Below are 13,162 nucleotides of genomic sequence, written 5' to 3'. Positions count from 1 at the left end.
TTTAGCCTCCGAACAACCGTTTCCAGATCGACTGTTTTGGTACTTCGATAAAGCGAAGTGGTTTTTCTTCACCGAGGAAACGCGCGATGACGTCTTTATACGCTTCCGATACATCGGTACCTGCATTGTGAATCGCCGGAGTTCCCGAGTTCGATGCCTGCAGCACTGATTCGGATTCCGGAATAATGCCGATCAGCGAAATGCGCAGCAGATGCTGCACATCGTCGAGCGAAAGCATTTCGCCTGATTCAACGCGTGCCGGGCTGTAACGGGTAATCAGCAGATGCGTTTTCACCGTACCGCCTTCTTCGGCCTTTTTCGATTTGGCATCGAGAATACCGATGATACGATCCGAGTCGCGCACTGACGATACTTCAGGATTGGTCACAACAATTGCTTCGTCGGCGTAATACAGCGCCAGAAACGCGCCGGTTTCGATACCGGCCGGGCTGTCACACACGATGTAATCAAAACCTTCGTGCTTGAGCTCGTTCAGAACGCGCTCGACGCCTTCTTTGGATAGCGCTTCTTTATCGCGTGTTTGCGACGCTGGCAAAACATACAGGTTGTCGCAGTTTTTATCCTTGATCAGCGCCTGACGCAAAGTCGCTTCGCCTTGAATGACATTGACAAAGTCGTACACGACACGGCGCTCGCAGCCCATGATCAGGTCGAGATTACGCAAACCCACGTCAAAGTCGATGACCGCAGTTTTGAAACCGCGTAAGGCCAGACCGGAAGCAAAGCTGGCACTGGTGGTGGTCTTGCCTACGCCGCCTTTGCCGGAAGTTACGACTACAATTTTTGCCACAATGTGTCCCCTGATGATTTGAAAATATTGAGATGGTTTAATTCAGATTATTTAAAGCTTCGATCACGATTTTTTCCTGATCGAGCAAGACCTGTGCGGGTTTGGCACGAATTGAATCAGGCAACGCCTGATCAAGACTGCGGTAAATGCCGGCAATCGACAGCAGCTCGGCTTCCATGCAGGTGGTAAAAATCCGGGCATTCATATCGCCTCGCGCGCCGGCCAGTGCACGACCACGCAGTGGGGCGTAAACGTGGATATTGCCGTCGGCGATGACTTCGGCGCCATTGGACACCAGCGCCAGTACGATCAGATCGCCGCCCTTGGCGTAAACTTGCTGTCCGGTACGTACCGGACGGGTAATGATCGTTGCGCCTTGTGGCGCAATGATTTCAGACTGATGCAGGGTAGGGGTATGCTGGGGAACCAGTTCGCTTTCGAGCAGAACCATCAAACCGGCTTCGCGCGCAGCCACCTGTTGGTCTTTATTGCCACCTTGCGCCGCAATCGGCTGCAGTGCGAACTGGCGCAGCAAATTCATCATCGCAACGAGTTCAACCGCGCTCGGAATTTGCGGCAGACTGTTGAAATCAATGACGACCTGCTCGCCGCTGAGAAAATGATCCGCGCCGCCCAGTTGTGCCTGCAGCGCAGCCTGTAGCTGGTCGCAATCAATGCTGGCCGGCATGAAGGCAGTTAAACGGGTGCTGGTGCTTTTGAATTCAAACAAGCTGGCGGGCTGTTCGGCGTGGACAAAACTTGTCATGACGGATCACAAACCGGATTGGCAATAAAGCCAGCAGTTTACCTTCTCGCCCCTGCGCTAGGAAGCTGTAAAGCACTGTCAGCGATGGAATGCAACTGGGATTGCTGTAAATTGGCTCAGTAGCGCTGGGTTTGGTGAAAATTTGCACCTCACACTGTCAATAAGCCCGGCGCGTCAAACCGGTACGATGCATGATCGTCGTCGCCAGCTCTTCAATCGACATCCGCGTTGTATTCAAATACGGAACACCAACTTGGCGCATTAACGCTTCAGCTTCAGCGACTTCAAATTGGCAGGTTTCGAGCTGGCAGTAGCGACTATCGGGTTTGCGCTCCTGCCGGATCTGGCGCAGACGTTCCGGATCAATCGTCAGCCCGAACAGTTTGTTGCGGTATGGCAGTAGCAATCGGGGCAAGGTGTGCTGACCAAAGTCTTCGGGGGTCAGCGGATAATTGGCCGCCTTGATACCAAATTGCAGCGCCATATACAGACAGGTCGGCGTTTTGCCCGAGCGCGAAACGCCAACCAGAATCAGATCGGCTTCGGCCAGATCGCGCGGCATGACACCGTCGTCGTGACTGAGTGAAAAATTGACTGCATTGATACGGTTATTGTATTCCTCGAAATTGCTGATTTCATGCGAGCGGCCTATCGTGTGCGACGATTTGACGCCCAGTTCTTCTTCAAGCGGACCGATAAACTGACCGAAAAAATCAAATGATTGTGCTTCGGCAACCTGAATTTTGGCGCGGATTTTCAAATCGGCAATCGTACTGAAAACCAGTGGCCGGCAGCCATCAATTAGCGACTGTTTGCGAATTTGCAGCGCGACTTCTTCGGCTTTTTCAAGTGTGTCAACAAAGGGCAACACAATCCGGTTGAAGCTGACGTCTTCAAACTGCGATAACAATGAGTGCCCAAGGATTTCGACGGTAATCCCGGTACGACCCGAGACGAAAAAAGCAGTGCGGCGCATGGTGTTTCTCCCTTGTTTTCTGGCTGCGTCGATTTGGTGCTCGTAAACTGACTCCAGCAGAACCCAGCATAAGCGTGCATTGCAGGGAAAACCAGTACATATAAATACTCATTTGCGGCCTGAACAACTATGCTTAGAGTCTGGTTGCAGTGCAGCAATAAATGACAAGTTTCGTGACTGAGGGGCTGGCAAATATGACTGAAAAATATGTGATTGATTTCGCTCAATTACGGATGAGCGATGTCGAGCAGGTTGGTGGTAAAAATGCATCACTGGGCGAAATGATTTCGCAACTGAGCGAAAAAGGCGTTCGCGTCCCTGGCGGTTTTGCGACGACTGCACAAGCGTATCGCGTATTTTTGGCGCACCAAGGTCTGGCTGATCGGATTGATGCGGCTCTGGCAACGCTCGATGTTGATGATGTCAAAGCGCTGGCGGCGACCGGCAAGCAGATCCGCGACTGGATTATGGCAACGCCTTTGCCGCAACAATTAGAAAATGAGCTTGCCGAGCATTACGCCAAGCTCGGCGACAATGTCACCGTCGCTGTTCGTTCGTCGGCAACCGCCGAAGACTTGCCTGACGCGTCGTTCGCCGGCCAGCAGGAAACTTTCCTCAATATCGTTGGCTATCAGAATGTCGTTGACGCGATGAAGCAAGTTTTTGCTTCACTGTATAACGACCGCGCGATTGCGTATCGCGTACACAAAGGTTTCGATCACAAAATCGTCGCACTGTCGGCCGGGATTCAGCGCATGGTTCGCTCGGACAAAGGCGCTGCGGGCGTGCTGTTCACGATTGATACCGAATCAGGGTTTGATCAGGTCGTGTTTGTCACTGCGTCGTATGGTCTGGGTGAAACGGTGGTGCAGGGCGCGGTGAATCCGGATGAGTTTTTTGTGCATAAACCCACGTTGCGCGCTGGTCGTCCGGCGATTGTTCGCCGCCATCTGGGCGGTAAAGCGTTGAAAATGGAGTTTGATACCGAGTCGGTCGCTGGTAAATCAGTGCGCACGATTGATGTGCCGCAGGCAGATCGCCGCCGCTTTTCGATTTCCGACGATGAAGTGCAAGAGTTGGCGCGCTACGCGCTGATTATTGAAGAACACTATGGCCGCCCGATGGACGTCGAGTGGGGTCGAGACGGCATCGACGGCAAGCTTTACATCCTGCAAGCGCGCCCTGAAACGGTGAAATCGCAAGAAGCGGGCAATGAGAAACTCAGCAAATTCCGCATGTTGGAAAGCGGTGAAGTGCTGACTGAAGGCCGCGCGATTGGCCAGAAAATCGGTCAAGGCCGCGTGCGGATTATCCGCGATGTCTCGGAAATGGATCGCGTTCAGCCGGGCGATGTGCTGGTGTCCGACATGACCGACCCGGACTGGGAGCCGGTGATGAAACGCGCGTCGGCCATTGTGACGAATCGTGGTGGCCGTACATGTCACGCGGCGATTATCGCGCGCGAGCTGGGTGTACCCGCCGTCGTCGGTTGCGGTGACGCAACACGAGCGCTGCGCGATGGTGATGAGGTCACCGTTTCTTGCGCCGAAGGCGATACCGGCAATGTCTATGCTGGCTTGCTCAAGTTTGAAAAAATGGACGTGTCACTGACGACGCTGCCTAAAGCGCCGGTCAAATTGATGATGAACGTTGGCAACCCCGAGCTGGCGTTTGAATTTGCCCAATTACCAAATGAAGGTGTTGGCTTGGCGCGGCTGGAATTTATCATCAATCGCATGATTGGTATCCACCCGAAAGCGCTGCTGGCGTATCCAAATCTGGCCGAGCCGCTCAAAACCCAAGTGGAAGAGCGCATCGCAGGCTATCGCTCGGCGGTTGATTTTTATATCGACAAAATTGCCGAAGGCATTGCGACTTTGGGTGCGGCGTTTTACCCGAAAAAAGTCATTGTGCGCTTGTCCGATTTTAAATCGAATGAATACGCCAATTTGATCGGCGGCAGTGAGTACGAGCCGCATGAAGAAAACCCGATGATCGGTTTCCGTGGCGCGGCGCGCTATGTTGATAAATCGTTCCGTGACTGTTTCGAACTTGAATGTCGTGCGGTGAAAAAAGTGCGCGATGTGATGGGTTTGACCAATGTCGAAGTGATGATTCCTTTCGTTCGCACCTTGAAAGAAGCTGAATGCGTGATTGAACTGCTCGAACGCAATGGCCTCAAACGCGGCGAGAATGGCTTGCGCGTGATTATGATGTGTGAAATCCCGGCCAATGCAGTCTTGGCCGAACAATTCCTGCAATATTTCGACGGTTTCTCGATTGGCTCGAACGATATGACGCAGCTGACGCTCGGGATTGACCGCGATTCGGGTGGGCCGGTTTCAGCCAGCTTTGACGAACGCAATGAAGCAGTCAAAGCCATGCTCAGCATGTCGATTAAAGCCTGCCGCAAGCTGGGCAAATACGTCGGCATCTGTGGTCAGGGGCCATCGGATCATCCCGATTTTGCACAATGGCTGGTCGAAGAGGGAATTGAAACGATTTCGCTGAACCCCGATACCGTGATTGAAACCTGGCTATTTCTCGCCAAGGGCGGCAAGCAATAGGGGTATTCCATTGCGGATCTTGTTAGGTATTGCCCGCAATGAAATACCTGGTGGATGTATCTGTATTCAAAACCCGCAAATGCGGGTTTTGTTTTGCTGAACATATAACTTGCTTAAGCAGAAGATTTTTTGCGCAGTAGCACTGAGCTATGCTGGAACGGCCAAGATAAAAATATGTTCAGAGGGCGAGGAGAATCAATGTCGATCAATTGCAATCGGGGATGGCGATTTCAAGCGCTGATCACCATATGCCTTATGGTCAGTTGGGGCGCAGCTCAGGCTTGTTCGCGCCCAATCAAGGTGGGTGTTAGTCCAATTACCTCATCAGTAACCATTGTAAATGGACAGGTTACTGGCGGGATTTATATCGATGGTTTGCGCGAAATCAGCCGCCGCACTGGTTGCAAGTTCGAGTACGTGGTTGCGCCTTTTGTCCGTTCTTTGTACATGTTCAGCACCAGCCATGATGTCGATTTATTGCCGATCGCAATTGAGCGCTCAAGTCTGAATCAGGCCGGAGAACTGATTCCGGTGGTAACCGGGAGAGTCGCACTGGTGCTGTATGGCTCAGTGCCCGCCGATCCGCTACGGGCGCTGGAGCAGGGGCAATTAAAGGTCAACGTTGTGCGTGGCTCGTCTTATGATGTGCCCGAATACCAACACTTACTCAAGCGTTTACGTGAGCGCGAGGTGCTGGAAGAAGTGACCGAGCCGAGCATTATTCTGCGCAAGTTCAAGGCGGGCTACGGCAATGCCGCGCTGATGATTACATCGACTTTGTATCTGGGTTTGCAGGAAACGCCGCTCGATCAAAACAAGCTCAAAGTCATCCAGTTGCCCGCTATTCCTGAAATCAAGGCCGGTCCTTATCTCTCATTAACCCGGCTTAGCCCAGCAGATCGCAATTTGTTACGTAAAGAGCTGGTCAAACAGTTTCAGAACAAAACATTCTGGCAACAATACGAAAAAATCTACCCAGCCTGGGTCCTACAGGGCTTACACCGCTATCAGCCACCCAGCGCGGCACCTTAAATTATCAGGCGTTTTGTGGATTGATTCAGCCAATCTGCATTGATTTTGCCATCGACAATACCAATCCGTGCATCGGCTGCAGCGGCAAATTGCGGATCATGCGTGACTGCAATCACCGTTTTCCCCATTTGATGCGCCAGATTTTTCAGGATTTCACGGACATTTTCTGCCGAAGCCGAATCAAGATTGCCGGTCGGCTCATCGGCCAGAATGATTTTCGGCTCATTAGCTAGTGCACGGGCAATCGCGGCGCGCTGGCGCTGGCCACCGGAGAGCTGATGCGGATGTTTGTGCGCCTGATCTTGCATTCCTAGTTGTTCAAGTAAATGCTGAGTGCGTTCAAGCATCTCAGCATCGGACAATTGCGCCAGTTTGCGCATGGGCAGCATGACATTGTCGCGTACGGTAAATTCGGCGAGCAGGAAGTGAAACTGGAAGACATAGCCGAGACTTTGCAGTCGCTGCCGGGCCAGCTGTTCTTCATTCAAATTGCCGGTCTGAACGCCGTCGAGCCAGATTGTGCCCTGATCGGGCATATCAAGTAGCCCCAGCAAATACAGCAACGATGATTTTCCCGAGCCGGAAGGCCCCATGATGCAGACAAACTCACCGGCGTGGATATCGAGCGAGACATCATCGACCAGTGTCACCGGTACTTCGCCGGGAATCTGGCGGAACAGATTTTGCGCACGCAGCATACTGGAACTCATATTTTTATCTCATAAATGAAATCCAAGAAAACCGTAGCGAGAGGCACAAAGACAACCAAGAGTCGCAGCGAAGGCCGAAGATAGATCGAATAGATCATCGAGGTTTGAGCGAGCAACTCGCCGAAGGTGTATTGACGTCGAGGCAGTATTGTTGCGGCGCAGTAGATTTTCATCATGTTGCACCTCGCAATACGTCAACGGGATGAAGGCGGCTGGCGCGGCGTGCTGGCAAATAGGATGCAGCCAGGCACGAAGCAAGGGCAAAGCCTGCTGCAATGATAAATTGCTGGCTACCCCACCAGACCGGCAGATTGGTCAGCTGGCTCGCGCCGGGCGGCTTGATTTCGACCATGCTCAAACCCTGCATCAAACCAGCGCCGAACAGCAAACCGATCAGGCTGCCGATGACGCCGATCATCAATCCTTCAAGCAAAAAAATCAGCAAGACATCATTGGCGTGAAAACCCATTGCTTTCAGAATCGCAATGTCGCGGGTTTTCTCGATCACGAAAGTTGAAATCGTGTTGTAAATGCCGAACGAGGCAACGACCAGAATCGCGCCGACGACGCTGAACATGATCAGGTTACGCACAATCAGCAGGCTCAGAATATCTTCCGATGCTTCCAGCCACGATACCGCTTTATAGCCCAGCGCAGTTTCGAGTTGGCCTGCCAGCTCGCGTGCCTGATACGGGTCTTTCAGTTGCAGAATAAAGCGGTTAATTCGCTGCGGGCGCTCGAGCAAAGCTTGCGCCTGTTTGAGCAGAACAAAAGTCTGGGTTTCATCGTAGCCCGAGTTGCCAGAGCGGAAAATGCCGACGACACGCAGCGAATGGGCGCTGTTTTCTCTGGCATTGTCTGAGCTGACCGTCACACTGATCGTACTACCCAGACGCAGGCTGAATTTTTGCGCGAGCTTTTCGCCGATAATGATGCCACCTGGTTCGCTATCGAGCGAGGCCAGCTCGCCCGCAATGAATTTGTCCTGCAGAAACGACACTTCACGCATCAGCGATGGCACGACGCCGGACAGCGAGACGCCTTGCTGACGACCGGCAAATTGCAGCACCGCCGAGCCGACCAGCACCGGCGCGACTTTGACGCCATCAAGTGCTTGCATATACGCCAATTTTTGCTGATAACTTCGAATGCCGCGCGTTTCGTTGGGCGGTTTGGCGTGCCGAATGGCGACTGCTGCATCCGGCCAGCGCAAATCAGCCGCTTGCGGCGCCGGATTGCGGTTTTCATCGGAAATCGTGATATGCGGACTGCTGTCGATCAGCCGTTTGATAAAGTCTTTTTCCGAGCCTTGCATCAGCGCCGAAACGGCCAGAAAAAACGCCACACCGAGCACCACGCCGCCCAAAGACACCAGCGTTGCGCGCAAGCGGCTGGTCAGATGGGTGCGGGCGATGGAGAGCAGGACGAAAAATTGCCCAAATCGTGGACGCATTACGGTGTGCCCTTAGATACGGCACCAGGTATTGCTTCTGGGGCTATGCTGGCTTTGCGTTCTGACCGTATACCCTTAGGTGTTGGCCAGACCAATTTGGCGTCGGCTGGCAATCCGGCCAGCACTTCGCTTTTGCCTGCACCGACAATGCCGAGTTTGACTGCCACTTGCCTAAACCGGCCATTGTCGATCAGCCAGACCTTGCCGTCTTGTACCGTGTAGCTGGGGATCAGCAGTGCATTGTTTTTCTGTTGCACGATCAGATTGGCTTCGGCCGTCATGCCGACTCGCAAATCTTTGGTTGCGGAATCAGCCAGCGCAATCCGCACGCGGTAGCTGCGCGAGACCGGGTCGCCCTTGGGCGTGATCGCATCAACGTGGCCGTCGATGACGCGTTGCGGAAATGCCGGAATTCGCAATACAACTTGCTGGCCGATTGTGACTTGTGGGATGTCTTCTTCATCGACTTCGGCGCTGACGCGCAGTGGCGCGCAGCACGACATCGTCAGCAGCACCTGTCCTGAGTTCACAAACTGACCTGTCTCGGCGTCGCGGCGCAAAATGATGCCGTCGGCGGGAGCGTGTAGCGTGGTGAAGTTTTGTAATGCCTTGGCACGGCGCAGCGCGGCTTGCGTGGCATTGGCTTCGGCTGTGACGCGATCGAGCTCGGCGCCGGAATAAAACCCCTGTGCCACCAAGGACGCAGTACGGCGCTGCTGCTGTTCGGCATAGCGGGCGCGGGCGGCCTGTTCATCGACGGTGCGCGCGGCATCGAGTGCTTCAAGCTGAATCAGCAAATCGCCTTTGCGAACGCTTTGACCTTCGACGACATTGATTCTGCTGATATGGCCGTTGACCCGCGGTGCAATCGGCAGCAGAACACTGGGTTCGATTACACCAGTCGCATAAATGGCGTCAATCGCCGCGCCACGGCTGGGCGCAATGACGGCCACTTCCAATGGTGAATAGCGATACCAGAGGCCAAAACCCGTCAGTGCTGTAATAAGGATCAAGCTGAAAATCCATGAACGCCGCATTGATTTGCCCTGAAGATGCTGTTTGATTCATTGTGGCTGATTGTGCGTCATGGGCGTAATTTTATTTGCCCAAGTTTGATTGAAACGAGCTCGAAGGCGTGTCGCTCGCCCTATCAATATTTTTTTAGCATTTATTCGATCAAGGCAGATTGGTGCTGGCAAATAAAATCATGCAATTGCTGCCAGCCCAGCTTGAGCGCTTGCTGGCCAATTTCGCTCAGTGTTTCGCCTAATTCAAAGGTATTGCCTTGCAGGGCAAGTATATAGCTAGCTTTCGGTATATTCCCCAGTAGGGTATGGCAATGCCAGAGCAGATTGGCTGGCGTACTGGCATGGCTGACCCAGGCGACGGGCTCGCTCGGAATGAGGGTTTGCCAGTGATACGGCTCAGTCAGCTTGGTGCTGGCGTCGGCGAAAATCACCAGCTCGCGCCCGGCCAGATCGTAAGCGTGTTCGGGGCTGAGCTGGAAATCGGTCAGGATTTCGATCTGCGATTCCAGATCGTGCTCGCTCACCCAGCGGCACAGTTTTTCGGCCAGCATGGGGCCGAGCGCATCGTCACCGCGTGCCGGGTTGCCGTAACCAAAAAAGAGGATGGGGGGAGGCATAAGCAATCCTTTAAAAACTTTCACCACCGAGACTCAGAGGCACAGAGCAGTTCCAGTTGGAACTTGGTTTGGGATTTTTTCTCTGCGCTTCTGTGTCTCTGAGGTTCAAAATGAGTGACTAATCTTGCCATCATCGTGCCGGATCAAACGACTTTCCACCTGGCCTTCCGGGTTGATCGCTTCGATCACCAGCGGCATTTGTCCGAGCGCATGCGTTGCGCACGACAGGCAGGGGTCATAGGCGCGAATCGCGACTTCGATGCGGTTGAGCAGGCCTTCGGTGATGTCGCGGCCATCAAAATATTCGGCGGCCACCGCGCGAACCGAATCGTTCATGCCGCGATTATTGTGCGTCGTCGAGACGATCAGATTGGCAAAGCTGATGTTTTCATCATCGTCGATTTGGTAATGATGGATTAGCGTGCCGCGCGGCGCTTCGATGACACCGACGCCTTCGCGCTGCAAGGTACGCGGAGTCGAGTCGGGCACCATCAGCTCGCTGCCGAGTATATCGGGGTCAAGCAGCAAATCCCTGATCACTTCGGCGCACATCAGCGTATCGATCATTCGCGCCCAGTGCTGCGCCAGCGTCGCCTGCACCGGCTTGCCGCAGCCAAAATCGGCAAACTCCTGCCGTGCGGCTTCGGCGCGCTCGCCCGGCATCCGGTCGGCGTTGTTAATCCGCGCCAAGGGGCCGACGCGGTAATAACCGGCTTCGTGACCGAAAGGCGCCAGATACGGGAATTTCATATACGACCAAGGTTTGACTTCTTCGCGGATCAGGTCGAGATAACGCGCCGGATCATGGCCGTCGACGATGATCTTGCCGCTGGCATCCTTGACGCGCAGTACGCCATCGTAAATTTCGCAGTCGCCATCGGGCGTGACCAGCGACATAAACGCCGATTCGCTTGCGCCGAAAGTCAGGTGTTCGGGTTGATTGGCCAAAAATACATCGCGCGCCAGTTCATTGCTGGCGACGCACCATTCAATGATGGTGTCGATCTCGCGCAGCATCTCGTCACGTTCGGTGAGCGTGAGTGGTTTTAAAAATCCGCCCGGTGCCGATCCGGTGCCATGAATGCGTTTGCCGGTCAGCATGCGGATTGCTTCCTGACCGTATTTTCTGATGCGAATCCCGCGCAGACCGAGTTCTTTTTCATCAGCCAATACGCCGATCACATTGCGGTGCGCGACATCATCGTCAAAACCGAACAGCAGATCAGGCGAAGCCAGATGAAAAAAATGCAGCGCATTCGATTGCAATACCTGAGCGTGATGCAAGAGGCGGCGCAGTTTTTCGGCCGTCGGCGTAATGGCGAGCTGGCCGAGTACAAACGGGTCGCACGCTTTGGACGCCGCCAGCAAATGGCTGATCGGGCAAATGCCGCACAGGCGTTGCACCAAGGTTGGCACTTCACGAAATGGCCGTCCCTGAATAAAACGCTCGAAACCGCGAAACTCGACAATATGCAGCCGCGCTTGCTGCACACGGCGGTTTTCATCGAGCAGTAGCGTCACTTTGCCATGCCCCTCGACGCGCGAGACCGGCTCGATAACGACGCGACTCAGATTGTCGGTATTGGCGGCGTTTTCCAGATGTTCGTACATGGTGAACTCCATTTATCCCGTAGGGTGAGTTGGCCGTAGGCGTAACCCACCGTTTTGATCAATCAAACCGCCTTAGCGGATAAGCCAGCTCAGGCTCTCGCCCTTGCGCCAGCGCAGTCAGCAATTCCCAGAATGCATCGGCCGGTGGCGGGCAGCCGGGCAGGACGTGGTCGATTCGAACTACCTCATGCAGCGGATAAACGCGATCAAGCAGCAGCGGCAATTCGGGGTCGTTCGGCACTTGCGGCGCTTCGATGCCTGCGCCTTGCAGATACGCCTCGGCGAAGCATTCTTCAAGCGGAATGCGGTTGCGCAGCGCCGGTACGCCGCCGGTCAGCGCACATGCGCCAACGGCGACCAGAATCCGGCAGCGGCTGCGAAATTCGCGCAGAGTGTGGACGTTTTCGGCGTTGCAAACACCGCCTTCGATCAAACCGATGTCAACGCCATCCTCGGCCACCGATTTGATGTCGGTCAGCGGGCTGCGGTCAAAATCGACCAGCTCGACCAGCTCGGCAATGCGCTCGTCGATATCGAGAAACGACATATGGCAGCCAAAACAGCCAGCCAGCGAACAGGTGGCGACTCGGAGTTTACTCATTTTGCCTCTCCTTGCTGATTCGACTGAAGCGATTCATCCGGTTGCAGATGGCCGACTTTGGCAATGTCCTGCTCGTCGTAAATCCGCCGACCAATCGGGATATTGAAAGCCTGTGTTTTCGGAATCAGCGCGCCGGTCGGGCAGATGTGGGCGGCAAAATCGTTGATGCTGAAATCGGTATCGCCGAGCAAGCCCGACTCGCTATTGACGACCAGATGGGTGTGCGTACTGCGCCCGGCCAGACCGAAAATGTTTTTTTGATCGGTTTCGCGGCTGGCGCGAACACACAGCTCGCACTGAATGCAGCGATCCCGGTCGAGCAGCATGTCAGGATGCGAGGCATCGATCTGACGCAGCGGATAAAAGTGCGGAAAATGCGAATCGAGCATGCCGACGTGATAGGCCACCGCCTGTAGCTGGCAGTTGCCACTTTTCTCGCAAAACGGGCAGTAGTGGTTGCCCTCGATAAACAGCATCTGTACCACACGGCGACGCATCAGATTGACTTCATCGCAATCGCTTTCAACCTGCATGCCGGGTTGAACCGGCAGCGTACAGGCCGTACCGAAGTAACCATTGATTTTGACCGTACACAGCTTGCAGCTGCCGCGCGGCTTGAATTCCGGGTGATAGCACAGATGTGGAATATAGACACCGGCATGACTGGCGGCTTCCATAATGGTCTGGCCGGGCTCGAAGTGGATGTTTTCGCCGTCGAGGACAAAAGTGAAGTCATTGCTTTCCATTTACATGTCTCCTTTTCCCGGAAGAATTCCTGCACAAATCTGCGGGTGGATTAAGACCGAAAAACGCAGAACAGCCACTCTAGTTTCCCCCTTTGTAAAAGGGGGATTAAGGGGGGGTTGGCACAGATTCAGCATCAAAAAACATCCAAACAGTGCAGAAATCCCCCCTAGCCCCCCTTCGTCGAAGGGGGGGACGAGCTGCATTAAATTTGTGTAGATCGCTATCTTTTTCCATAGGTGGGTA

The 13,162-nt window shown here is 54.2% G+C and carries 12 protein-coding genes; 2 read left to right on the top strand and 10 right to left on the bottom strand.

What is annotated here, in order from left to right; translation table 11 throughout:
• Position 1: 1 nt before the first annotated feature.
• From minD to ACG2XO_RS13360, 3 genes are all read right to left on the bottom strand, one after another.
• Positions 2-811, bottom strand: a complete 810-nt coding sequence (minD, locus tag ACG2XO_RS13370; RefSeq protein ID WP_410498488.1) for a septum site-determining protein MinD — start codon at positions 809-811, stop codon at positions 2-4.
• A gap of 37 nt (positions 812-848) precedes the next feature.
• Entirely contained in the window at positions 849-1,577 is a 729-nt protein-coding gene (gene minC, locus ACG2XO_RS13365) for a septum site-determining protein MinC (protein ID WP_410498487.1), read from the bottom strand.
• A 157-nt stretch (positions 1,578-1,734) separates the two neighbouring features.
• Positions 1,735-2,553 carry a pyruvate, water dikinase regulatory protein gene (locus tag ACG2XO_RS13360; RefSeq protein ID WP_410498486.1) on the bottom strand — a complete coding sequence of 273 codons (819 nt, stop codon included), beginning with the start codon at positions 2,551-2,553 and terminating at the stop codon, positions 1,735-1,737.
• Between the two features lie 194 nt (positions 2,554-2,747).
• Here ACG2XO_RS13360 and ppsA point away from each other — a divergent pair, with 194 nt between their 5' ends.
• Together ppsA and ACG2XO_RS13350 are read left to right on the top strand one after the other, a co-directional pair.
• The gene (ppsA, locus tag ACG2XO_RS13355) at positions 2,748-5,120 is read left to right on the top strand and encodes a phosphoenolpyruvate synthase (protein ID WP_410498485.1); all 2,373 of its coding nucleotides are present in this window, start codon (positions 2,748-2,750) and stop codon (positions 5,118-5,120) included.
• Between the two features lie 198 nt (positions 5,121-5,318).
• Entirely contained in the window at positions 5,319-6,152 is an 834-nt protein-coding gene (locus ACG2XO_RS13350) for a hypothetical protein (protein WP_410498484.1), read from the top strand.
• Here the strand turns inward: ACG2XO_RS13350 and ACG2XO_RS13345 are convergent.
• The 7 genes from ACG2XO_RS13345 to ACG2XO_RS13315 all read right to left on the bottom strand — a co-directional run bounded on the left by ACG2XO_RS13345 (position 6,149) and on the right by ACG2XO_RS13315 (position 12,918).
• Positions 6,149-6,862 carry an ABC transporter ATP-binding protein gene (locus ACG2XO_RS13345; protein WP_410498483.1) on the bottom strand — a complete coding sequence of 238 codons (714 nt, stop codon included), beginning with the start codon at positions 6,860-6,862 and terminating at the stop codon, positions 6,149-6,151. The two genes, ACG2XO_RS13350 and ACG2XO_RS13345, sit on opposite strands and share 4 nt — an antisense overlap.
• Before the next feature lie 172 nt (positions 6,863-7,034).
• Positions 7,035-8,315: an ABC transporter permease gene (locus ACG2XO_RS13340; RefSeq protein WP_410498482.1), complete on the bottom strand. Its 1,281-nt coding sequence runs from the start codon at positions 8,313-8,315 to the stop codon at positions 7,035-7,037.
• Complete coding sequence (locus tag ACG2XO_RS13335; RefSeq protein ID WP_410498481.1) at positions 8,315-9,328, bottom strand: efflux RND transporter periplasmic adaptor subunit; 1,014 nt, start codon at positions 9,326-9,328, stop codon at positions 8,315-8,317. The genes ACG2XO_RS13340 and ACG2XO_RS13335 overlap by 1 nt, the downstream gene beginning before the upstream one ends.
• A gap of 155 nt (positions 9,329-9,483) precedes the next feature.
• Positions 9,484-9,960, bottom strand: coding sequence for a hydrogenase maturation protease (locus tag ACG2XO_RS13330; RefSeq protein ID WP_410498480.1), 477 nt, complete (start codon positions 9,958-9,960; stop codon positions 9,484-9,486).
• A gap of 105 nt (positions 9,961-10,065) precedes the next feature.
• Entirely contained in the window at positions 10,066-11,571 is a 1,506-nt protein-coding gene (locus ACG2XO_RS13325) for a Ni/Fe hydrogenase subunit alpha (protein WP_410498479.1), read from the bottom strand.
• A gap of 58 nt (positions 11,572-11,629) precedes the next feature.
• A complete protein-coding gene (locus tag ACG2XO_RS13320) occupies positions 11,630-12,172 on the bottom strand; it encodes an NADP oxidoreductase (protein ID WP_410498478.1) in 543 nt (180 codons plus the stop codon).
• Positions 12,169-12,918 carry a 2Fe-2S iron-sulfur cluster-binding protein gene (locus tag ACG2XO_RS13315; RefSeq protein ID WP_410498477.1) on the bottom strand — a complete coding sequence of 250 codons (750 nt, stop codon included), beginning with the start codon at positions 12,916-12,918 and terminating at the stop codon, positions 12,169-12,171. Before ACG2XO_RS13315 ends, ACG2XO_RS13320 begins: the two co-directional genes overlap by 4 nt.
• Positions 12,919-13,162 lie beyond the last annotated feature (244 nt).

Origin of the sequence: Chitinibacter sp. S2-10 (assembly GCF_046530675.1) — a bacterium.
Lineage (GTDB): Bacteria > Pseudomonadota > Gammaproteobacteria > Burkholderiales > Chitinibacteraceae > Chitinibacter.
The sequence above is the reverse complement of the archived record's forward strand: the minus strand, read 5'-3'. Positions and strand labels throughout refer to the sequence as shown.